Genomic DNA, 23,403 nt, shown 5'->3' with positions numbered 1-23,403 from the left:
GATTGTCTCGAATGGGAAAGTCTTGAATAGTAATTTCTGGCAGAAAGCCTTTGGAGAGTAGGTCTGGTTTTGCCCTACCGGCGTCTTCATAGTTGTTTTCTTCCAAATACAGATGAAGTACTTCTAGGGACTTCTCGACACGCGTCAATTGATAATAGGATAGGATGAACTCGGGCAAGAGGTATTCGACTAAAGGCAAGAAACTTTCCAAAACGGCTCGGTTTGATCAAACGTACAAACCTAGAAAAATACAACGCCCTCCACAAGTATTGTCCTTGATCCCAACTTTTGGAATTGATCCCCCCATTTCCTTTAAAAGGGTATACTATGAAAACAGAAAACCCTCAAATTTTGACATTTGAGGGTTTTGACTGGTTGGCGGTCCGGACGGGGCTCGAACCCGCGACCCCCTGCGTGACAGGCAGGTATTCTAACCAACTGAACTACCGAACCAACTTTTTCGATTTGTTTAACGTTGCCGTCTTCCTTAATCGTGGCACAAAAGTAGGCGTTTAGAGGATTCGGTGCAAGCGGTTCGTTGAAAAAAGTTATTGGAAAAAATACCGAAAAGTACCTAGTCGTTGGGAATCAAGCGGTTTGCAGTCGTAATTTTTTGAAAATTTTCTGAATCCTATCTGGCTATTTGCCTGTCGCTTGCCTGATAGCGGCAACTTCAGCCGCATCGACGGGCGTGCCGTCCTGTTTAAACACTTCATGGAACCAGACAGCGGGCTCACGACCATTCACATAGGGCTTTTGCCAGCTATCCCAGGGTAGGAATGTTTGTGTTTTCCCAGCAACAAACCCCCAGTTGATCATACCAACTTTGGCTTTTTTCGCAATAGGCAGGTGCGTCTGGAATTTGCTGTCGACACCTCGGGCCATATATTCGGTACAAATAACCGGCCGACCAAACGAGGCCAGTGCTGGAATGACTTTCTCCAGATCGGCTGGTTTCGAATATTGATGGAACGTGATGATGTCGGAGTTCTCAAACTGTACTTTTTCCATCGGCGACCATTTGGCAGCGTTCTGCCAATCTTCAGGAGTTCGGTAGATCCATACGCCGGATGTGAGGGGCTGCGTGGCACCCGCAGCCCTGGCCCACTGGAATACATGCGGTAACAGGCGGGTAACAATCGCAATTTTACGGGCTTTAGGTAATTCGGTTTTGATGGTATGGTTTTGACCGTAACTATTGTCGTTGCCATTATCTGGTTCATTCCAGAGGTCCCAGGCTAATATCCGATTGTCGTTTTTAAACGCACCCACAACGCCCTTGACATACGCTTCCAGACGAGGATACTGCGATACATCGGAAAGGGCCTCAGCACCCGGACTTTGTACCCAGCCTGAATTGTGGATACCAGGTGTTGGTTCGTGCTGTTTGCCCAGTTTGGGGAGCGGGTCCCAGCACGAATCAAAAAGAACGAGCATCGGTCGGATTTTGTGTTTAGCGCAAATGCTAAGGAACTGATCGAGCCGTTTGGTAAAGCCAGCCGCATCCTGCCAGAGTAAATCATGCAGAAATACCCGCATCGTGTTCATGCCGATGCTCTGTGCCATGGCCAGTTCTTTGTCGATCGTGGCTGGATCGAAGCTATCGGCCTGAAACATTTCGAGTTCATTGATGGCATTGGCTGGAATGTAATTGGACCCGACCAAAAAAGGTTCTTTGGCGTACCAGGCGTTGGCTTTGGCTGCCGACCACCGGGCAATCGGTGCCGTAGGTTGGGCCAGAGACATGGTGGAGATAAAGAAAAGAAGTAGAAATGAAAATCGCTTCATGATCGATTAATTAAGGGGTGTTTTCTTAAAGATGTGTAACTGTGAATAAGCTATCCAAGTGGTCTGCATTTAACAACCTTACGGAGTGGGTACAGGCATCGGTGTTTTAGGGGCAGGTTTGCCGAAATTAGGTGAGCCATCCGCATTCCAGGTAAAGGGCTGAATATGGGGAGCGCGTTTGTTTCCACAACCATCCGTTGCCGACGGATTGGCATGATAAATCATCCAGTCCTGCTTGCCATCAGCCGAATGGAAAAAACCGCCATGTCCTGGACCCCATACTTCATTTTCAGGCGATTGCTGAAACACTGGAGTGGGACTTTTGATCCAGTTTTTGGGATTGAGCAGATCACCTTTGCCACTATAGGTCAACAAGCCCATACAGTAGTCGAGCCAGCAGGCATTGGCTGAGTATACAATGAATAGCTTGTCTTTATGCCGTAAAAATTCGGGCCCTTCGTTGACGTAAATTTTAGGCACCTCTCCGTTTTTCTGCCACGCCTGGGGTACATCGCCATGCTGTTCCCAGGGTAGGTCAGGCTGAGAAAGCTTAACCCGATCGCCATCGATGGTCCAGGGGTTTTTCAGGCGGGCTATGTAAATATCCTGTCGGCCATTAGTTGGTCCTTCCCAGCCCGACCAGGCCGCGTAAAGCTGTCCGTTAAAATCTATGACTGACATATCGATGGCCCAATGATCATTTCGATCGCCAATTTTACCTTTCATGATCCATTCGCCCTGCATGGGGTCGGGCGATTGATTTTCGATAACCCACACCCTATGAGATAGATTGTTGAGCGAATCAGCAGAAAAATAGATGTACCATCGACCATTCAGAAAATGAATTTCGGGTGCCCAAAGCTCACGCGAATAGGGTTTGCCAGCGGGTGGCGTGTAGACTACTTTGCTTTCCGCAGTGGCCAGGTCGGCCATATTCCGGGTTTTCCAGAGTGTAAGGTTGCGGCCAGTGGTATTCATGTAGTAATACCAGCCGTCTTTTTGCAATACCCAGGGATCGGGTCCTGAATTTTTAATGGGATTGGTAAATGTGCGCTGAGCCACCAGTGGATGGGTGACTACCAGCAGGAGCACTAAACCGAACAGACGAGTAACGTGCCAGCCAATGGAGTAGGCAGTCATGAGCATGTAAGAAGAGGTTTTTATCCATAAAGAGTAAAACGGATGCTTTTACCCCTTCCCCTGCCCGAATTAATCCCCCTTGGTGCGGTGGGTGAGCCGGGCATCACAGGCTTCGTCGGTGCATTGGCCGTAAAAAACCAGGGAATGCGACACGACCTGAAATTGAAGGGCTTTTCCGACGTTTGTTTTAATGAGGTGCAACCGAGGGTCGCAAAATTCTTTTACCCGATGGCAGAGTGTGCACACCAGATGGGCGTGTTGCTGCCGTCCCAGCGATTTTTCGTAGCGATATTTAGCATTGTCATCATCGCCAAACTGGTGCCGGATGATCAAGCCGCATTCAATTAATACATCCAGTGTATTATATACTGTAGCCCGACTCACCCGGTACGATTTTTCCTGCATAGCCTTGAATAAGTCTTCGGCATCGAAATGATCGTCTCGGGAGTATACCTCATCCAAAATAGCAAATCGTTCGCCCGAACGGCGTAACCCTTTAGCCAGAAGCCAGTCTTCGAATTTCATACGGGCAGTGGCAAGCAGTGTTGAAGAAGTTGGCATATATGAAGGATGATTTAAAGAAAGGAACCGGGCAATGACCAGTTCCTTTACTATCGCTTTTAACCTATGAAACGTAATTATCCAAGTATTTTCGAGTGTATGAGGGCAGCAAGGGCCGAGGCTTATGGGGTATCAATTTGATTGAAGGCGAAGAAGCTCATGCAGGTTCATCCGTCGAAGTGCCTGCTGCAATCCAGCCCGAAAGCCCATATATTCCGTTTCGGACAAACTGAGCTGTATATCTGGATGGCCTGTCTTGATGATTAGATACGGTTGCCCATCGGGAAGAAGTACACGGCTTTGCTCAAAATTCACGGTGTCCAGAGTCTGGCATAGGCCAATAAACTCATCCTGCTTGAAGCCCAGTACCAGATTATGATAGATTAGCCCAATGCGCTGGCAATGCTGGCACTGCGTAATGTAGAAAGCTGTATCGTCAAGCAGTATGAGTGGTTTGCAGGGCGTCATAGTCGTCTGGTTTACTAGTTTGCTGAAAATTGTGCCTGTGTCCGGCTGTGAATTGAGTTGCGCGTCTCAAAGCAGGTTCATGACCGGCACACAGGGCTTAAGATCATTTAGCACTAAATAAATTAGATTGACTTATTTAGACTAATTTTAAACAAACTTAAATCGACAGACGATTACGTGCAAGAGTTTTCGTGCTAATTTCTTCGAAAAATTCTAGGCTGGTTGCGCGAAGTCGCTATAAGGGGCTGTATGTCAATTGGTTGAGCCGGTAGAGCTGGCCGTATTTAGAGTCAGAATCTGACTGGTTCTAGAGTTCCTGTCTCCTTTTTCCTAAAAGGCTGGCACCGGGCAGGGGCGTCGTCGGAAGCGTTTCATTGGCCGATGCGGGGGGAATCAGCCCTGGTGTTGTGCGTTTACCACCGAATATGTGATTGAATGAACGGGTATATAACAGGCTGATGCCACCACCCGTCGTAATGGTACTGGCCAGGTTGTATTGGCTTAAAATACTCTGTTGATTGCGGTTGTATACCTTGGCCCGTAGGTGTCCATCGGGCGTAATGAAGTACTCCAGCGTCCATTCACCGAGCAGGCTGGCCGCATTATACTGGCTCTGGCCGTAGGTAAAGCCACCATCGCGGCTGATCCGCAGCCGATCATTGAGCAGCCGATACGAAAACCGCAGTTGCAGGTTGTTGAGTAGATTGTCATTCTGAGTGCTGTTGCTGGTAAATCCGCCAAAGGATACACCTATATCCAGGTTTTCGTTCAGGTTCGAAGCCAGCCGACTGATCTGATTCGAAATCAATTCACTCACACTGTTGGCAACCCCCGAGTTCACCTGCCCCTGATCGAACAGGCTGGTACCTTCCGGTAAGAGCTGGTTGAAGAGCAGGACGCTACTTACCTGCCGGGTTAGTTCCTGATCGTTACTCTGCAGGCGAGATTCAAAGGCCGTAACCGCCTGCCGATAGGTTGATGATGAAGGGTATTCCTTGATGTCGAGATCGTAACCGATAGAAGGCGAGCCCAGTTCACCATTGAGCTTAATGACCAGATCGACTGGGTAGCGTCTTGTTTGTTCTGCCGATGTGGTTGTCGTTGACTGGTTGACAAGCAGGGGCGCCAGGGAGGTGTATTGGGTATAAGCCGCCGTTACGTCGAGTAAGGCCCCGTACGGATCGCCAGTCCAGGTAATCCGGCTGTTAGGGCGAATCTCAAACCGTTTGTTGATGATGTTCTGGAACGTGAAGGTGTAATCCCCCTTCAGGATTTCGTAGTTCCCCGTCATCGTAAAATCCCCCTTTGTGTCGACTTTCATGGCCACCCGTCCCTGACCATAAGCCTTAATAATATCGCCCGTCTGACGGTCCAATTGGATTTCGCAGTAGGCGTCGGGGGTAATGTCGAAATTGAAATCCATCTGAATGCGCGACAGATCAATTTCATTATCTGATCCGGTAGCTGTCTGGCTAGTAGGGGTGCCGGGCGTTTTGCTGCTTAGATTTACGAAACGGATCTGGTCGTCGGCATCGACAGAGGTGGCTCCATCGAGTGGAATGTAAATCCGGGTTCCTTTGTTGCTGGTGGCCGTAGACCGAATGGTTAGATTGTCGGTTGGGCCATAAAGTTCGGCACGGCCCGTCACGATGGCTTGTCCGTAGAAAGCATCATTATCCTTGGCCGTGGTATTCATGATCCGAAAATTCTTCAGGTCGGCATCGAACCCCAGCGTAAAATAGCGGAAATAGTCATGGTACACGCCACCGCGTAAAGTAGCCGTATTGCCCTGTGGGTCGCGAAGAACCAACTGGCGGGTTATAATCTCGTTTTCACCAAAATAGATTTTATCATCGAAAGCAAAATCTGCTTTCAGATAGTCGAAACGGCCATGACCACCCTGAATGGCTACCTCGCCTTTAAGAACGGGCGCTGCAGGTTTGCCGGTTACTGAAATGGTTCCGCTGGCAATACCCCCCAGATTTGAAAAAAGACCTGTTGTGAATGGCTCCAGTAGCACCAGGTCCGCATTATTGACACTCGCTTTAACCGCTAATGGGTCAGATTTTAGCTGTGGATTGTACGTTCCGATCAGGGTAACCACATTCGCACCGTTCCGGTTGATGCTGGCTGTTACGTTCACTCGCTGGGTCTGGGGGTCCCAATCGCCCTGACCACGAACATCGCCAATCAAGGCGTTATCATACGAAAAGGCTCTGACCGACAGGGCACTTTCAATAATAGGCGTTTGGTAAATGTTCCGTATGGCCATCGATCCATTCAAACTACCTCCCAGCTTGGTGTTGAGAACGGAGTTTAGCGAGGCCAGCAGGAAGTTCTGTGCTTCGATGGCAAGGTGTTCAACCGAATCGGTCGAAATTTTACCCGATGCCTGAACCAGTTGCGCTTCATTGACCAGCGATAGGTTCCGGATGGTGTATTCATTGCCAACTTTCCGAATCAGGCTTTCCGGGTTCAGGACCCAGTTTCCGTTTAATACACGAAGTTTCGACTGGCGGAAGGTCAGGTCAATAGCATCACCTTTAAACCGCAACTCGCCGTTTAAGTCAGCATGATTGGTGTAGGAGCCACTGCTGTCGGCCTGATCAATGTCGCTCGTGAAGTCGATGTGGTCAACATCCCACGACGCTTCGACCTGTAGGTTTCGGGTGGGGAGCAGCGAGCTGAAAACCTGCCGTTTCGACGAAATAACGGCCGATGCCAGTACCTCTTCGTTGAGGGTGAATTTAGAGGTCGTCAGATCCAGATCGCTGGGCCCAAAGCTAATGCTGCCAAAGTGCAGTGAATCCGTTTTGACGGTGGCCGTCAAAAAAGACGTATTGTCTTCGGTAAAGCGTCCTTCCAAGCGAGTTGATGGAGAGATATAGACCGATGAGCCTAAAAACGACAGTAAAGGCGCACTGTTTTTGGTGATCAACTGGTAATCGACTCCGTAGCGGGCTGGGCCAGTACCCGACCGACGACTGGCCAGCCGGGCTGTCTGCATACGTTTCTGGGCGTAATACGCTTTCATACCAGCCGCATCACCCGCAAAATGAAGGGTATATTCTCGTGCCAGCCGCTTCAGGTCATCAATGGTCTGCTGAGGTTCGAAATTCCCCTGGAGACGCGTCGTTAGAAAGTCGGAGTCGAGATCGAAATAGCGCTGACTACCCATCGAATCGGCTGCTCCCCGGGCGCGTTGCTCAATCGACGAGGTAAGGTTCAGCTTTTCGATGGCCAGATTTCGACCGTTTCGACCGAGACTCGTATTTGTGAAAATGGCACTGCCAATGATATCATCAAGCTTACTGCCTTCCAACTGCACGTCTACATTCGACTGAACAACCAGTGAATCCGTCAGGTAGCCCAATGCCCGCAAATCGGCGTGTTGTATGTCGCCTTTAAAGTCGAAGTGATTCTGTGGGCCGCTAAGATTAAATTCGCCGTCAAGATCAAAGGATAAATTGGGGTCATGGATGTGCAACTGGCCCTGAAATAACGCCTTTTGCAAATTCCCTCGGGCGGCTACATGCTGGTAAGCATAGTGCTGCCAGCCAAACTGACTGAACTTGCCGTCGAAATCGATTGTGGCTCGTTTGAAATCAGTACCCTTGCCGATGATGCGGCCTTCACCTGTTAGTTTACCAAATTCGTCCGGCTGATCAATCAACTGCCCCAGGTCAAGATTGTCGCTACGCAGGTTAGCCGTGTAGGTCGTCAGACCCGATTTATCAGCCAGCTTAAGGGCCAGATCGCCCGTAACGGAGCCGATGGCGGTTCGGAAGGTCCCTTTGGTTTTAAAATCATCAAAAGCACCCACAAACGTAGCGTCGAACGAGGCTGTGCCTAATTTCTGAATGGTATGGTTGAAGGAGGTATCGGGATAATATTGCCGAATGTCGGCCATGTTCACAACCGAAGGAGTAAAGGCGAAATGAACCGTTGTATGATCCATGTCGGGCAGACCTTTCCAGGCGATGTCTCCGGCCAGACGACTTCGGCCATTGGGCCCGAAGCGAAGATCGGTTTTCTGCAACTGAAAATCGTTGACAGTACCCGTAAAATTACCCGTCAGATACCAGGTTTCTTTCAGGCCGCGCAGGTAGTCGGAAAAGAAGCCCAGATCGGCCGACTGAACTTTGCTGTCCCGGAAACGGGCCTGCATCAGCACCCGGCTGTTGAAATCCCCAAAAGCCGATGGTTTGTCGTACAAAAAGGTTAGCTCATTCCGAATGATGGAGTTGCCGATGTGGGCATACAAGGCTGCCAACTCCATTTTGGTATTGCAATACAGAAAGCGGGTATCGAGTCGGCGGATTTTGATGCGCGAGTCTCGATCAATACCCGACAGTCCTTTGGCCTGGAAGGCGATGGTATCGCCCAGGACCAGAAAGTCACTGACTTCCGCATTGAGCTTTTGAAGCGTGAAGTGGTTGTAATCGAAGCTGTTCCGGTCGTGCATAAACGGCTCACGCGGGTCTTCGAGCGTATATTTACCGTCGACCAGATGAATATGCCCTACCGTGAAGGGAACATTCTGATTAGGGATGCTTGGCTTGGTTGGATCGGAGGTTAGCTCTTCGATCCGGGCTATAAAATCGTCGAGGTTAGTGTCGCCATTGGTTTTGTTTTTGATCATCCGTACATCAGGACGATAGAGAACAACTTCATCCAGATGGATATTATGGGCCGACGAGTCGATCAGATGTTGGAGATTGTAGTCGGCGTCGAGACGGCCTACCACAATCATGGGGCGTCCCTGCCGATCCTGAATGGTAAGATGTTCGAGGGTCAAGGAATCGAACCATTTGATCGAAACCCCATCAATGGTAACCGGGAAAAGCAGTTTCTCCGAAAGCCATTCGGCCCCTTCTTTGGCCAGCCGCGTTTGAACCGCAGGTATTTGCAGGCCCAGCAATATTCCGAACGCCAGAACTACTACCGTTATGATCAGGTAGAGCAACGTTTTCAGGAATATGGCAAAAAATTGACGCATCCGGTCGAAAATAGGCCTTTCTGGTAAATGTGTACAGCTCGATGTTTCAGGTTGGTTTCCTTAAAAAGGCTGGATAGCAGAGCCGTCGGATAAACCGCTTTCGCAACCCGGTTGACACCTGATTCGTCAAACTTTAGACGTCAAAGTCAAAACTTTTAACGGTATTGATAACTATTTGATGGAACGGTTTAATGACAACTTCCATTGTTTATTCTGGGAGAAATCATTATCCATTAGTTTTGTACGGTGAATATTTTAGCCATTGAGTCTTCCTGCGACGAAACATCGGCCTCTGTTTTAGTCAACGGTCATATTCGGTCGAACGTAATTGCTACGCAGTTAATTCACGAGCAATACGGCGGAGTTGTGCCTGAATTGGCTTCCCGAGCACATCAGCAGCACATTCTGCCCGTAGTGGAACGGGCATTAGCCGATGCAAATTTATCGAAAAATGCCTTATCTGCCGTCGCTTTTACGCGTGGACCCGGTTTATTAGGTTCTTTACTGGTGGGCGCTTCGTTTGCCAAGGCACTTGCCCTGGGGTTGAATATCCCGCTTATTGAAGTAAACCATATGCAGGCCCATGTGTTGGCGCATTTTATCGAAAACCCAAAACCTGCTTTCCCATTTCTGTGCCTGACGGTAAGCGGAGGGCATACACAGATAGTCCGTGTCGATGGACCGCTTGAGATGACCGTGATCGGGCAAACGATGGACGATGCAGTAGGAGAGGCCTTTGATAAATCGGCCAAGCTGCTGGGATTACCCTATCCGGGCGGGCCATTGATCGATAAATATGCGAAAGCGGGCAATCCGATGGCGTTTCGGTTTCCAATGGGCGAAATGCCTAACCTGGATTTTTCATTCAGTGGGATCAAAACGGCTATTCTGTATTTCCTGCGCGATCATACAAAAACCAATCCTGGCTTTATTGAGGAGAATATGGCGGATATTTGCGCCAGTATTCAGCATACACTGGTGCAGATGCTGCTGACTAAACTGAAACGAGCGGCTCGTGAAACGGGTATTCGTGACATTGCAATTGCCGGTGGAGTTTCGGCGAATAGTGGTCTTCGAACGGCTTTAACCCAACTGGGTGAATCGCTGGGATGGCAGGTCTATATTCCCCGGTTTGAGTATTGTACCGACAATGCTGCCATGATTGCCATTGCCGCACAATTTAAGTACGAACAGGGCGACTTTACGGCGCAAACCGTTAGCCCCATGCCGAGAATGAGTATGTAAAATAAGTCGATTGTCATCATTTCCATCACTACGGACAACGAGTAACCAATGACTATTTCTGAACTCTACATTTATCCCATCAAATCGCTCGGCGGCATTGCTGTGGACGAAGTGGTGGTGGAAGAAAAAGGACTTCGACACGACCGACGATTTATGCTGGTTACGCCAGCAGGAGAGTTTTTGACCCAGCGGACCAACCCACAGATGGCTCTGATCGATGTGGCCATCAAGGATACTCAACTTCAGGTATGGCATCGGCATCGACCAGATGATGTGCTGACTGTACCACTTACGGTATCAGACCCGACGGAACAGATGCTGGTCTCTATCTGGGACAGTAAAGATGTTCCGGCTGTAACGGTTAGTCTGGAAGCCGATACCTGGTTTACCCAGGTTCTGGAGAAGCCTTGTCGTTTGGTTTACATGCCTGATACAACCCACCGGGCAGTCGATGCGGAGTATGCCGTTAATGACGATGCCGTCAGTTTTGCCGATGGCTACCCTTACCTGCTTATTGGGCAGTCGTCGCTCGATTATTTAAATTCCCGGTTGGGTACACCTATTTCGATGCGACGGTTCCGGCCAAATTTTGTTGTGAAGGATAGTTTGCCGAATGAAGAAGATGGCTGGGCTGAGTTCCGCCTTGGTGATCTGAATTTTTATGGTGTAAAGCCCTGTGCCCGCTGTGTGCTGACGACCATTGATCCTGAAACGGGTGAGCCAGGTAAAGAGCCCTTACGTACCTTGGCCACGTATCGGCAGTGGAAGCATAAGCTTCTGTTTGGTCAGAATATGCTGTTGAAATCGACCGGAGCCCCTATTGTTGGGACTGTTCGGGTCGGGCAGGCTGTAGAAGTGACCCGGTATCAGGAGCCCTGGCTGGCTCCACCCATCGATCAGACTTTGCGGTAATCATTACACAGGACTATAAAGTAGAATTGCCTTTGTTGACCTATATACGCAACGTGTATTACATGAGCTTTCCGGTAGTCATCGGAGCTGTGTTGTCGAACCGAATGGCAGCCCGGTTATCGGATGTCGAACCGATTCACTGGGCCACTCCCGTTGTGCTGGCGTTCGTGGTTTTCATTATATACACGGCAGATCGGCTGCTGGATGTGCGAAAGCACAGTTTTGGGGCCTCAAAGCAGGCGTTATCGGCCCGGCATCGGTTTCATCAGCAATATGCTCCGCTTTTGTGGTGGGCCGTAATTGGCGCTACTGGGCTGGTGGGTATTCTGGTCTTTTTTTTGCCGGCCAGTGTTGTTAAGTTTGGTATTGTGCTGGGGGCTGTTTGTGTAGCTTATGTTGGGGCCGTATTTCGATTGCCGTCAAAGCATCCGGCTTTATTGTTGAAAGAACCCCTTGTTGCAACCTTATATACTGCTGGCGTTTGGGGGAGTGTCTGGGTGCAGCGGCCTACGATTAGCTCGATCGATTTATCCGAAGGCCTGATGTTTTTAGGGATTGCGTTTCAGAATCTGTTGCTGTTTGCTATTATGGAACAGGAAGAGTCGCCGGGGCAGCCGATGTTTTCTCTGGCAACCGAGTGGGGAATCGACCGATGCGACATTATCCTTCGCTGGCTGACGTTTGGTATCATTGCTACCGGCTTAACCCTTTGTTTTCTGACACAAGATCGGTTTGCCCAGCGTTCGGCTATTATGCTCGCCCTAATGAGCTTAACGTTGTATGGTATTCAGCGGTATCCCGAGTACTTTCTAAAACATGAGCGGTATCGATGGCTCGGCGACGGTGTGTTCTGGATGCCTGCGCTGGTGTTATAAAGAACTGAAAGGGTTAGTTGATTGCGCTTTACCTCTTTCTTCCTTGTTCCCATGCATATAGAACATTTAGCTATGTGGGTTCGTGATCTGGAAACGATGCGAACGTTTTACGAGAACTACTTTGGCGCAACGGCCAACGATAAATACATTAATCCCCGTAAAGGGTTTTCGTCCTACTTTTTGACCTTTCCCGACGGGGGTGCTCGACTCGAGCTGATGAAAATGCCTGGTATATTGGATCAGGCAACGGATGGCTTGATCCAATATATGGGATTGACGCATATAGCCCTATCGGTAGGGAGTAAAGAGGCTGTTGACGCCTTAACCGAACGACTTCGACTGGATGGATATACCGTAGCTGGGGAACCCCGCCAAACGGGCGACGGGTATTACGAAAGCGTGGTGCTGGACCCGGAAAACAATCGAATTGAAATAACAGCGTAAATGACGCAGCGAACGGTATAGCCTACCTGGTCTTATTGCTTATTTCAACGCCATCGACTTTACATTGACCGTTTCTTTGACCACGCGTCGGTTCAGGATGTCGAGGATAATCTGGGTCATGTACTCGCGTTTGTTGAATACAATGTCGTGCCGATTTTCGGGGAGTAAAAACTGCTTCACCTGGGCATTGACCAAATGCTGCTGAGCAAATGAGATGTTGGTTGGGTAGACCAACTCATCAAGTTGACCATGCAGCATAGTGATGCTGGCCCGAATCTTAGGCCAGTCGGGCAGAATCGCTTCCAGGGCTTTCCGATGGGCTAATTTCTCGTCATTGGCCAAACGAAGAAGTGGCGGTACGCCCCAGCGAATGAGGGGACTGTCGGCAAAGTAGCTAATGGGATAGGTCCGTTCGAGGCCCGGCCCGAGTGCCGACGAAACGAATACCACATGATCGACCCGGTCGGGATTGTTCATAGCCAGTCGCGCTGATACTGACCCACCATATGATGAGCCAACAATCATCAGATAAGGGGCTTTTTTATAGCGGTCAATCAAGGGTTGAAGGTACTCGGCCTGCCGGATAATCGACGTTTCGACGCGCCCAAAATCAGAAAATCCATAGCCTGGTCGGTCAACAGCCACTAGTTGAGCCCGGTTCAATAGCGTGGTATCTTTAAAGAAGTCCGCAAAAAAGGAGAGCGAGCTTGGAGCACCATGAACAAACAGAACTACGGGCAGTGCTGAATCGCCCGGGGGGGCTGGCGTTTCGATAAAGCGAATGGTACGGGGCGGTTCTGTACGGCCGTCCGGTTGTTTCAGGCCCGTAATCTGGTACGAATGAACAACTGGGCGAATGCGTTGCCCGCGAAATTCGTCAACAATTTCCTGGTCTGTAAGTCGGGACTCAAAAAACCAGGCACCAACCACTACACAAGCAGCCAAAACGAATAATGTCAGTAAACTCCAGCAAAGTATTCGAATGAACCGTTTCATAATCTGTATAGTGTGAATAGAGCCCCTGCAAATTTTTAGCCAGCCACCATTCGGCTGGCTAAAAATTTGTGTAAAGGCTCGGGCTACCGATTGCCGCCTGTGGTATCGGGCGGAGTCGTCGGTTCGGCTTCCGATGGTGTTGGTAACAGGAGCGAATCGCCGGATGCTGACGTATCGGTCGAGTCAGACTCTTCGCTGCTTGATTCATCATCAGAAGGCCCACAATTCAAATAATTCTTAGTTATACCATCAGCTTTGGGGAAAGGGCCCTGTAAGTTTTTAAACTTCGGATCGGCATACACTTTTTCCAGAAACCGACCGACCAGCGGCAAAGCGGTTTTGGCTCCTTCTCCTAAATCCGTCGAGCGGAAATGGATACTTCGGTCATCGCCACCGACCCAGGCCCCAACCACCAGATTGTTTGATACACCAACAAACCAACCATCCGAGTTGTTTGAGGTGGTGCCGGTTTTACCACCCATTTCGTTATGATTTTTAAATAAATCGAACGACCACAGGTTTTGCGATGTACCCCCGGACTCCTGCAATCCACCCTGTAGCATATACCGCATCAGGAAAGCTGTTTCGGAGCTGATGGCTCGTTTGTGCTGGCTCGTAAATGTTTCGATCACGTTTCCATCCCGGTCTTCGATTCGCTGAACAATCACCGGCTCTGAAGTTTCTCCATCGTTGACAAATGTACAATAGGCGCTAACCAGCTCATACAGCGATACATCCGACGAGCCAAGCCCGATAGACGGCACGGCTTGCAAACGACTTTTGATACCCATTCGGTGGGCGTACTCAGCCACCCGTTCGGGGCCAACCTGATCGGTTAACTGAGCCGTAATCGAGTTTACGGATCGTGCCAGTGCCCGGCGCAGCGTCATGTTTGAATAGGTATAATAGCCGGTCGAATTGCGGGGCTCCCAGATTTTGTCTTCACCATTCTCCCGATATTCCTTACGGAAAGGTCGATCCTGAACCCGGTCGCAGGGGCTTAGGTTAATCAGTGTATCGTCGATGGCGGTGGTGTATACAAACGGCTTAAACGTTGAACCTGGCTGCCGTTTGGCCTGTTTTACATGGTCGTATTTGAAGTAATCGTAGTCCAGGCCACCGACCCAGGCCCGGATATATCCCGTACGGGGGTCCATAGCCACCATACCCGCCTGCAAAAAATGCTTGTAGTAGGCAATGGAGTCGTAGGGAGTCATTTCGGTCGAGTCATAACCCCGCTTATTGGTCCAGCTAAAGACCCGCATTTTGTACTTCACATTTTTCATGTAGTACATGATCGAGTCGGGGTAGAGGGGCAAAAAGCGTCGGCTGAGCGATTTATAGCGTTCGGTGCGCCGGGCAACGGAGTCGATAAAACCAGGAAGTTCATTGCCATCTTCGTCGGTCCACGGGTTACGACCACGCCAGTGGTTGTCGAACGTACGCTGCAACTGCTTCATCTTCTCACTAGTGGCTTCTTCCGCGTACTTTTGCATACGCGAGTCGACGGTCGTTATAATGCGCAGACCATCGGTGTACAGGTCATAGCCATTCTCTTCCCCCCATTTCTTTACAAAATCCTGAACCGCATTTTTGAGGTAGCTGGCTGGGCCCGAATAGGGGTTTTCGGGGGTAAATTCGGTGATCAACGGTAAGGCACTGATGGAGTCGGCCTGATGTTTAGTGAGAAAATTATACTTGGCCATTTGCCCCAGTACCACATTTCTTCGTTCGCGTGAGCGTTTGGGGTTCCGTAGTGGATTGTAGCTGGTTGTCGCTTTCTGCAAGCCAACCAGTACAGCACCTTCCTGAACGTTGAGGCTATCAGGTACTTTATTGAAAAACGTTCGTGCTGCGGTTTTCAGGCCAAACGCATTACTGCCGAAATCGACGGTATTGAAATAATAGGTGATGATCTCATCTTTGGTAAAATTCCGCTCCAGTTTAAGCGCCATCAGCCACTCCTTCGATTTATAAATGACTTTACGAATCAGGGGAATGCGGGTCAATAGCCCGGTTTCTGATTTTCTCCGGGTTTTGAACAGGTTCTTGGCTAATTGTTGGGTAATGGTAGACCCACCCCCTTCACGCCCCAGGCTGATGACCGCCCGGCCAATGGCGCGGGGGTCGATGCCCCCATGTTCGTAAAAACGGGCATCTTCGGTCGCTACCAGAGCATTGATAAGCGATTTAGGGATATTTTCGTAATTGATCGGGGTTCGGTTTTCGGCGTAAAATTTACCGATCATGACCCCGTCCTGCGAGTAAATTTCCGAGGATTGATTGAGCTTCGGGTTCTTCAGTTCTTCGACACTGGGCATGGAGCCCGTGAGGTAGAGGAAGTTATAGTTCAGAATGAAGACATAGATGCCCAGAGCCAGAAAAGCCCAAAGAAATCCTTTAACACTGCCTTTGAGGTAGGGGTAATACCAAGCCTCGGGATCAATGTAGCGATGGACGAATGCACGTAGGCGATTGCGATACCCATGATACGTGTTCAGCCATGAACTAACTCGTTCTTCACCGGCTATTCTGACGATTTGTCGGCCTACTCCGCGTTTGACGCTGCCCAGTTTACTCTGGCGTTGTCGAATCCGTTGTCGAAATGCACCAAAAGCGTGCCGAACGGCGCGGAATCGCTCCCTATATTGACTCATGCGTTATGTTGAAGAAAACTCTCTATTACTAGTATGAACAGCCAGCCGCTCATAGGCCCGCTGCTGGTAGAAAAAAACGGTCGATGTAAACCCTCACGGCACTATCCAGACCGAACCCCAAAGATAACGTATTTTCGGCCGATGTGATATACAAAAACCGGGCTGTATACACAACCCGGTTCCTTTTTAAAATGTTGGCCTTCGAACGTACCTTCCTATCTTCTGCTATTTTTTCTCAAACGTCAGCGCTACGCCATTCATGCAATAGCGAAGGCCGGTTGGTTTAGGGCCGTCGTTGAACACATGGCCTAAATGACCCCCGCATACTGAACAGGTTACCTCGGTACGGACCATACCATAACTTCTGTCGACCGATTCCTTTACTGCACTCTTCGAAATAGGCGCGTAGAAGCTGGGCCAGCCTGTACCCGACTCAAATTTCGTGTCGGACGAGAAAAGGGGGCTGTGGCAGCCAGCACAGTAAAAGACACCATGTCGATGTTCCTCTACCAGCGGACTTGTGCCTGCCCGTTCGGTACCATGTTCCCGCAAAACAGCGTATTGATCAGGGGTTAGGATTTTCTTCCATTCGGCGTCGGTTTTGACCACTTTCTTAGGTGGGTCTTCGTTTTGGAAAGCTGGGCGGCTGAGGGTTATAGCCGAAATAAAACATGTGGACAATAGGAATACCAAAAGCGTTTTCATGAATTTTTCTGATTAAGCGTTATATCCAGATATACGTTTCCTGTGAAGATTAAGATTTTGTTCCCGTACGCTGCCTGCAGCAAACCCAGGCTGGCCAGATCAGTAAGGCAGCCAACCATATCCCCAATGCATATGGGGTATAGCAGACCAGTCAGGCAGTCCTATTGGGAAGGGACTACCTACCGTAAAAACAACAAAATTGAAGGACTCGTTCAGGCATTTACGGGCGACATGGCCAATAAGGTAGAAATAGTAGGGACAGGGCTACCTCCCCGCTTTTCGACCGTTACGGCAAAGGCATCGGCTCGGGCAACGGTGCGATTAAGCCGTTGAATCAGGTCAGCGCCGTTGGTCGCGTCGAATACACCCGCGTCAACGGGTTTGCCATCGACCATCGACCACAGTTGATATTGCTTGTCGGCTGGCAGGTTGGGTAAGGAGCGAACATCCACGGCCACCTGATGGGTCTGCGTATTCCAGATGACAATCATATCGCCCTGAGGAGCTTTTTCATTACCCCGCAGCTCTACCGTCCGTAAGCCTGGCTGACGCAGTAGCGCCATGGTCTGTTCGGTCCGGGACTGGTTGTCGCGAATCTGGCGCATTTCGAGCTGGAGTGCATCGTTTGCGGTACGGGTAGCGGCCAGCGTTTTCTGATTGGTGCGCAATTCGGACAGCAGGTAAAAGGAGAACAGCAGCAGGAGCAGGCCCATCGAAGCGGCTACAATCCAGGTAACCCGGTAGGTTGGGCCATTGGTTGGTAGCGCACGAATGATGGGCTCATGTTCTTTTTCATTCGTTTGGCCGAACTCCAGTTCTTTCAGTATTTTATCCTTAACAGAAGCCGGAGGCTCTACGCTATGCAGCAGGGCATAGTTTTCCAGCGCTTCAGCTAGTTGATCGATTTCTTGACGAATCTCAGGATAGATAGACGATAGACACTCCACCTCGCGTCGTTCCTGGTCGCTTACCGCGCCCATTACGTACGATTCCAGGATGCCCGACGCTATATATTCTGTTATGTTCATGACTATGTTACGTTCATTATTTAAATAGTTGTTTCAGCTCCTGTAAGGCCGCTCGTATTCGCGTCTTTACAGTTCCTAAAGGCAGGTTTAGTTTTTCCGCAGCTTCTTCATGCGTAAAACCTGAAAAGTAAACCAGATCAATCAGTTGCTTCCGTTCGGGGCGCAATTGGCTAACAACCTCCCGCATCCCTATGAACTCTGGGTTAGGTTGTTCGGTATTGTACTGCCTGTCAACTATATGTACGTTCTCCTCATCCGTTCGGATTGCTGCCGACGGTTGAGTTTTGCGGGCTCGCAGGGAATCGATAGCGCTATTGCGGGCAATGTTCAGCATCCAGGTGAACAAACGCCCTTTGCCGGCGTCGTACGCATCCAGGTTTTTCCAGATTTTAACGAAGATGTCCTGAAGAAGATCGGCAGCTTGTTCGTCGTCGCGCACAATGCGTAGCACGACGCCATACAGCGCGGGAGAATACTGATCGTATAGCCACTGAAAAGCCTGCTGATCGCGTTGAGTGAGTTTCTCGATCAGGATGCTTTCTGACACTAAAGAGGACTGGCGTTTCACGCAGAGAGTATTAATTGGGTCAAATATAGAAGAAATTTAAAAAATGAACGGACATATAAACGTCAATATCATTTAAAAAACGGGACGAATAAGCTTGTTGTTTACAAGATACGGGAAAATGGTAATGAAAAGGAGGGAGGACACGCCATCTCCCTTCCTTTTCTTTCTAATTACCTGAACGATGCCGCTCCATCCTTAGCCATCAGTACGGTATCGATCCCATAGACCATACCGTTTGCCTGACGATTACCATTGTTCTCTACATGAATGGTATTCCCCTGTTCGTCGGTTAGCGACAGTTTACCATTTGTATCCAGGGTTGCTGTAAGCGTTCGGCCCGACAGGGTTTTTAACTGTGCTTTGCCATTCCCTGCTTTCATTTGCTGGCCCAGTTCATCCGAATTGAGTGACCCACTCACAATGTGGTAGGAAAGCAATTGTTTTAACGCATCCCGATGGCTACCATCCAATAAACCCGCTTGTACGGTAGTTGGCAATTTTTTAAAGGCACTGTTGGTGGGCGCAAAAAGTGTATAGGGCCCATTCCCCCGAAGCATCTCATACAAATCAGACGATTGCAGGGCATTTTGTAAAGTGGTGTAATTGGGCGACGAACCAATAAAATCCCCTACGCTCGAATTCCGAACGGTCGTCCCCACTTTTACGGCCGGGGCTTCGGTGGTTCGGGCACCTTTTACCGCTTCCACTGATCCGGCATTTGAATCGACGGGATTCGTGCGGCTCCGGCTGGTATTTGTAGGATCTGGTGTCGTATTCCCCATGTTGGTCATTGTATTGGGATTGCTACCAGCTCCTGTAGGCGCATTTGTTACGTTGTTACTATTGTAATTTGTCGTATTGCTGTTGTTAATGGCTGTACCATCGCTGGTTGAGCTTTGCCGATAGTGGGCATCCTGAGTCGTTGTATTGCCTGTTCCGGTGGTACTGTTCTGGTTCATTGACCGACGAGCCTGACGCATGGCGCGTTTCTGGTTGCGGGCGGCCGCTTTAGAGGGTGTCGAGTCTGGTGCAATGGCCCCCTGTGGTATTGTGGATGACGAAACGGTTCCGGTTGGCGTTGTTTGCGCCCAGGTTGAGGTAGTGGCCAGTGCGATTCCAATCGCTATCAGGCTTAAGGTTCCATTGATTTTCATAACGTTAGTTGTTTGGTTCAGATGTTCTTCAGATGCCGTTACACTCGGAGATCGCCAATCAGAAACCCCTGAATTTCCCCAATCTCAAGAAGCATATGAAATCGAATCAAGCGCATTATTTGCCCAATTTTAACCGTTTTACTGCCAAAAAGTTTGTCAAAATATGTGTATTGTTTGGCTAAAGGCGGGTAGATTTGCCTACGTCTCAACAAACCACATTTTGATCGTATGCAGTCTATTCTTCCCCTGCCCACTCAACCCGTCAAGCCCGGAACCAGTACAGGTCAACATTTCTGGCACTCCACAACAGACCGGAGCGAAAAAACGATCGACTCGTATTCGCCCGCCGATGGGCAACTTATTGCCCGTGTCCATCTATCTACCCGAACCGATTACGACAACGTAGTCGAAACCGCTCAGGCTGCTTTTGCCCAGTGGCGGTTGGTACCGGCACCACGTCGGGGCGAAATTGTCCGGCAGATGGGCGAACAGTTCCGGCGGTACAAGCGCGAACTTGGTACACTTGTCAGCTATGAGATGGGCAAATCGTTACAGGAAGGGCTGGGTGAGGTCCAGGAAATTATTGACATCTGCGATTTTGCCGTGGGGCAGTCGCGCCAGTTATACGGCCTATCGATGCATTCCGAACGACCTGCCCACCGGATGCTGGAGCAATGGCACCCATTAGGTATTGTCGGGATTATTTCGGCGTTCAATTTTCCCGTAGCTGTCTGGTCGTGGAATGCCATGCTAGCCTGGGTATGTGGGGATGTATGCATCTGGAAACCGTCCGAAAAAACACCGTTGACAGCTCTGGCCTGCCAGCAGATTATTGGTGACGTATTGCGGAACAACGATGTGCCTGAAGGGGTCTCGTGCCTGATTACGGGTGGTCGTGATGCCGGAGAGTGGCTTGCCCGCGACCCACGCATAGCCCTGGTATCGGCTACGGGGAGTACACATATGGGCAAGGCCGTGGCCGAGGCTGTAGCGGGCCGTCTGGGTAAATACCTGCTTGAACTGGGCGGCAACAATGCCATCATCGTTTCGGAGCATGCCGATCTGGATCTGGCGATTCCGGCGATCGTTTTTGGGGCCGTTGGTACGGCTGGTCAACGCTGCACCACAACCCGCCGGATCATCGTACAGGAACGTATTTATGACGACGTGAAAAAACGACTGAAAAAGGCCTATGCCCAGTTGCGTATAGGAAACCCGTTAGACGAGACCTTCCACGTCGGTCCACTGATCGATATAGCGGCTGTGAAGGCATATCAGATGGCTGTTAACGAAATTCGGGAATCGGGAGGGCGATTTGTGGTTGAGCCGGGCGTACTGAATGGTCCCGGTTTCGAGTCGGGCTGTTATGTAAAACCCTGCATTGCCGAGGCCGACAATCATTGGCCTATCGTGCAGCGCGAAACGTTTGCCCCAATTTTGTACATGCTGAAATACAATACACCAGACGAAGCGATTGCCCAGCAAAATGCTGTGCCGCAAGGGCTATCGTCGGCTATATTTACGCTGAATATACGCGAAGCCGAGCGGTTTTTGTCGGTGGCTGGGTCCGATTGTGGTATCGCCAATGTAAATATCGGCACATCGGGAGCCGAGATCGGTGGGGCTTTTGGGGGCGAAAAAGAAACGGGGGGCGGCCGCGAATCGGGGTCTGATGCCTGGAAAGCCTACATGCGTCGGCAAACCAATACGATCAACTACGGTACCACCATGCCTTTGGCGCAGGGGATTACCTTTGAACTCTAACAATGACTAAACCAGAGTTTTGGTGTCAAAAGGTTTTTAAAATTCTAGCCTTTACACCAAAATTCTGGTTTTGTGATTACAGTTTGCATTGACGAAAAAAATACGGACCTACTGACTGTTTCATTTCCCGAAGATCCGGTCGGTAATGATCTGATACGACAGATTCCGGGTCGTCGCTGGAGCTATACACGTCGGTGTTGGGTAGTACCGAACACCCGCTATTCGGTGGTGAAGATTGGGCAAATTTTTGGAAAGTCGTATTGTCGTTTCGATGAGCGCGTTGTGCGTTTATACAAGCCAGAGGCTACAATCGGTGAGGTTGAAAAAGCGGCCAACCCAATCTGGCCCCCGGCAGGTTTATCTCCTTTTCCAGAATATACTCAGCCAAAGCAACAGCGCCGGGTTGATTTTCGGTACAGGCCAGCCCTTGGTCAATACGCCCGGCATCCGGTTATTCGGTCGGTCTGCAATGCATTACAGATTAGGGGCTATAGCCGAAAAACCATGAAAAACTATTCACAGGCGCTAATCGGTCTTATACGCTACACACAGCCAGCGTCTGTCGAGGCACTGACTAAGGCTCAGTTTCAGACCTATCTGCTCTTTTTGGTTGACAAGAAACAATACAGCCCGGCAACACTCAACGTTCATATCAACGCGTGGAAATTTTACTGCGAAAACGTGTTGCAACGGGAAAAAGAATTTTATGCCATTGACCTTCCGCGTCAGGCACGTAAACTGCCTACCGTATATAGTATAGCTGAAGTGAAAGCTATTTTTCGGGCTACCACCAGCCTCAAATACAAAACTATGTTTAAACTGGTCTACGCCAGTGGTTTGCGATTGAGCGAAGTAGCGCATTTGCGGCTAACGGACATTGACCGTTTGCGCCAATTGATTACTATACGGGGTGGCAAGGGCAAAAAAGACCGGGTGGTGATGCTAACAGAGAAGATGACTACCGTTCTAAACGAATATCTGCCGGTATATACGCCCCAGACATTTTTGTTTGAGAATGCCGACACGCATGAGCCTATTGCCAATCGTACTATCCAGCTTGTGTATAGCCACGCTGTTCATGCGGCTGGTATTCAAAAGCGGGGTGGTATTCATTCACTGCGGCATTCATTTGCCACACACCTGCTGGAGGCCGGAACTGACATTCGGTACATCCAGGAGTTGCTGGGGCACGAAAGTATTTTGACAACGATGCGTTATACGCATGTAACGACTCATAAAATCAGTACCCTTAAAAGTCCATTAGACGATCTGTAGGGGTATGCCGACGAAGTAACGGGCGAAGTTTGGTGAGGCTGAAGAACTTACTTTTAAGAATGTAACCCTGTGTATACCGTTTCACCAAACGCGGACTTCGTTTCAAGTCTCCCCGTAATGTGACCCGATACAATTGCCCGTCGGCATCGAAGAAATAATTTGGATAGCCCTCGATGTCCCATACTCGACACACCGATAGCTGGATATACCGTTTACTCAATTCGATAGTTTTGTTTGGGTAAGTTACAAAAAAAGGCTTCCTTCGCATGCATCCTCTTGCAAAGGTAGGTGCGTACAAAACGCGGAACTATTTCTCACTGATTATCAAGGAATTTTAGTTCCGCGATATTGCGTATAATACTATGTTGGGTGAATCGCCAAAAAGCAGTGCTCGTTTGCAGGCTTGCGTGCGACAGTTAGCACGTCCCAAAGTCAGGCTGTTTGGCTCGTTGTGGGGCTTCCGGTTGACAGGCTAAACGCCTGAGTTGGGTCGCTTTTTTAGTTTCGGTCGACACGAGAAACGCCCCGGTGAGGCCAGCTAAAAGCGAGTTTGCTACGTCCCTGCGACAAGCCAGCCGTCCCGACAAGGCCAGTGGTGGGCTTCGCGTTCGGCTAAAAACCGTCCGGTTCGGCTTCGCACCAGTCTGAAAAGCGGATTTGGTGCGTTGTTGATTCGCTCCGCGCTGTCACCGTTCCGGCGACAGGCAGCACGCCGGTTGGGAAGCCAGGGCAGCCCAACCAAACAGGGGTGTAAAGGCTGGAAAGTATATTTGTTGTTTGAGCCGGTCTCAGCAGCCATCAGCCCCTGTGGGTGTTGGGTGATG

General features: G+C 49.8%; 20 protein-coding genes and 1 tRNA gene. 6 read left to right on the top strand and 15 right to left on the bottom strand.

Going from position 1 to position 23,403, the window contains the following annotated elements; translation table 11 throughout:
* The 7 genes from B153_RS38915 to B153_RS0127205 form a co-directional block, all read right to left on the bottom strand.
* The coding region (locus B153_RS38915; RefSeq protein ID WP_425423154.1) for an ISAon1 family transposase N-terminal region protein at window positions 1–199 on the bottom strand (199 nt) is incomplete at its 3' end.
* Window positions 200–376: 177 nt separating this feature from the next.
* A tRNA-Asp gene (locus tag B153_RS0127230) sits at window positions 377–453 on the bottom strand.
* Between the two features lie 186 nt (window positions 454–639).
* A complete protein-coding gene (locus tag B153_RS0127225; protein ID WP_020599919.1) occupies window positions 640–1,788 on the bottom strand; it encodes a cellulase family glycosylhydrolase in 1,149 nt (382 codons plus the stop codon).
* Between the two features lie 78 nt (window positions 1,789–1,866).
* Window positions 1,867–2,934 carry a glycoside hydrolase family 43 protein gene (locus B153_RS0127220; protein ID WP_020599918.1) on the bottom strand — a complete coding sequence of 356 codons (1,068 nt, stop codon included), beginning with the start codon at window positions 2,932–2,934 and terminating at the stop codon, window positions 1,867–1,869.
* A 63-nt stretch (window positions 2,935–2,997) separates the two neighbouring features.
* Complete coding sequence (locus B153_RS0127215; RefSeq protein WP_020599917.1) at window positions 2,998–3,489, bottom strand: Fur family transcriptional regulator; 492 nt, start codon at window positions 3,487–3,489, stop codon at window positions 2,998–3,000.
* Between the two features lie 132 nt (window positions 3,490–3,621).
* Entirely contained in the window at window positions 3,622–3,957 is a 336-nt protein-coding gene (locus B153_RS0127210) for a hypothetical protein (protein WP_020599916.1), read from the bottom strand.
* A 307-nt stretch (window positions 3,958–4,264) separates the two neighbouring features.
* A complete protein-coding gene (locus B153_RS0127205; RefSeq protein WP_020599915.1) occupies window positions 4,265–8,956 on the bottom strand; it encodes a translocation/assembly module TamB domain-containing protein in 4,692 nt (1,563 codons plus the stop codon).
* Between the two features lie 246 nt (window positions 8,957–9,202).
* On the opposite strand from B153_RS0127205, the gene tsaD reads away from it, so the two are divergent.
* From tsaD to B153_RS0127185, 4 genes are read left to right on the top strand one after another with little or no spacing between them, the layout of a single operon-like run.
* On the top strand, window positions 9,203–10,201 hold the full coding sequence (gene tsaD / locus B153_RS0127200) for a tRNA (adenosine(37)-N6)-threonylcarbamoyltransferase complex transferase subunit TsaD (protein WP_020599914.1): 999 nt from the start codon (window positions 9,203–9,205) through the stop codon (window positions 10,199–10,201).
* 48 nt (window positions 10,202–10,249) lie between these two features.
* Entirely contained in the window at window positions 10,250–11,113 is an 864-nt protein-coding gene (locus B153_RS0127195) for an MOSC domain-containing protein (RefSeq protein WP_020599913.1), read from the top strand.
* A gap of 32 nt (window positions 11,114–11,145) precedes the next feature.
* Window positions 11,146–11,988: a hypothetical protein gene (locus tag B153_RS0127190; protein WP_026262492.1), complete on the top strand. Its 843-nt coding sequence runs from the start codon at window positions 11,146–11,148 to the stop codon at window positions 11,986–11,988.
* Between the two features lie 51 nt (window positions 11,989–12,039).
* On the top strand, window positions 12,040–12,432 hold the full coding sequence (locus B153_RS0127185) for a VOC family protein (RefSeq protein ID WP_026262491.1): 393 nt from the start codon (window positions 12,040–12,042) through the stop codon (window positions 12,430–12,432).
* Between the two features lie 39 nt (window positions 12,433–12,471).
* Here B153_RS0127185 and B153_RS0127180 read toward each other — a convergent pair whose 3' ends face one another.
* From B153_RS0127180 to B153_RS0127150, 6 genes are all read right to left on the bottom strand, one after another.
* Entirely contained in the window at window positions 12,472–13,428 is a 957-nt protein-coding gene (locus tag B153_RS0127180; RefSeq protein WP_020599910.1) for an alpha/beta fold hydrolase, read from the bottom strand.
* A gap of 83 nt (window positions 13,429–13,511) precedes the next feature.
* Window positions 13,512–16,085, bottom strand: a complete 2,574-nt coding sequence (locus B153_RS0127175) for a penicillin-binding protein 1A (protein ID WP_020599909.1) — start codon at window positions 16,083–16,085, stop codon at window positions 13,512–13,514.
* Window positions 16,086–16,310: 225 nt separating this feature from the next.
* Window positions 16,311–16,790: a peptide-methionine (R)-S-oxide reductase MsrB gene (msrB, locus tag B153_RS0127170; RefSeq protein WP_020599908.1), complete on the bottom strand. Its 480-nt coding sequence runs from the start codon at window positions 16,788–16,790 to the stop codon at window positions 16,311–16,313.
* A 212-nt stretch (window positions 16,791–17,002) separates the two neighbouring features.
* Window positions 17,003–17,818, bottom strand: a complete 816-nt coding sequence (locus B153_RS0127160) for an anti-sigma factor (RefSeq protein WP_020599906.1) — start codon at window positions 17,816–17,818, stop codon at window positions 17,003–17,005.
* Between the two features lie 16 nt (window positions 17,819–17,834).
* Window positions 17,835–18,386, bottom strand: a complete 552-nt coding sequence (locus tag B153_RS0127155; protein ID WP_026262490.1) for an RNA polymerase sigma factor — start codon at window positions 18,384–18,386, stop codon at window positions 17,835–17,837.
* Between the two features lie 170 nt (window positions 18,387–18,556).
* Window positions 18,557–19,540, bottom strand: coding sequence for a fasciclin domain-containing protein (locus B153_RS0127150; RefSeq protein WP_020599904.1), 984 nt, complete (start codon window positions 19,538–19,540; stop codon window positions 18,557–18,559).
* Window positions 19,541–19,768: 228 nt separating this feature from the next.
* Between B153_RS0127150 and amaB the strand changes: the two genes are divergently transcribed.
* Together amaB and B153_RS0127135 are read left to right on the top strand one after the other, a co-directional pair.
* Window positions 19,769–21,304: an L-piperidine-6-carboxylate dehydrogenase gene (gene amaB, locus B153_RS0127140; protein ID WP_020599902.1), complete on the top strand. Its 1,536-nt coding sequence runs from the start codon at window positions 19,769–19,771 to the stop codon at window positions 21,302–21,304.
* Window positions 21,305–21,376: 72 nt separating this feature from the next.
* On the top strand, window positions 21,377–22,579 hold the full coding sequence (locus tag B153_RS0127135; RefSeq protein WP_020599901.1) for a tyrosine-type recombinase/integrase: 1,203 nt from the start codon (window positions 21,377–21,379) through the stop codon (window positions 22,577–22,579).
* Here the strand turns inward: B153_RS0127135 and B153_RS38405 are convergent.
* Window positions 22,554–22,799 carry a hypothetical protein gene (locus tag B153_RS38405; RefSeq protein WP_086010209.1) on the bottom strand — a complete coding sequence of 82 codons (246 nt, stop codon included), beginning with the start codon at window positions 22,797–22,799 and terminating at the stop codon, window positions 22,554–22,556. The genes B153_RS0127135 and B153_RS38405 overlap by 26 nt on opposite strands.
* 333 nt (window positions 22,800–23,132) lie before the next feature.
* A partial coding sequence (locus B153_RS38400) for a hypothetical protein (RefSeq protein WP_040762188.1) occupies window positions 23,133–23,403 on the bottom strand: 271 nt, incomplete at its 5' end.

It is taken from the genome of Spirosoma panaciterrae DSM 21099 (genome assembly GCF_000374025.1).
In the GTDB taxonomy this organism is placed as follows: Bacteria; Bacteroidota; Bacteroidia; order Cytophagales; family Spirosomataceae; genus Spirosoma; species Spirosoma panaciterrae.
This window is presented reverse-complemented; position numbering and strand designations above follow the sequence as displayed.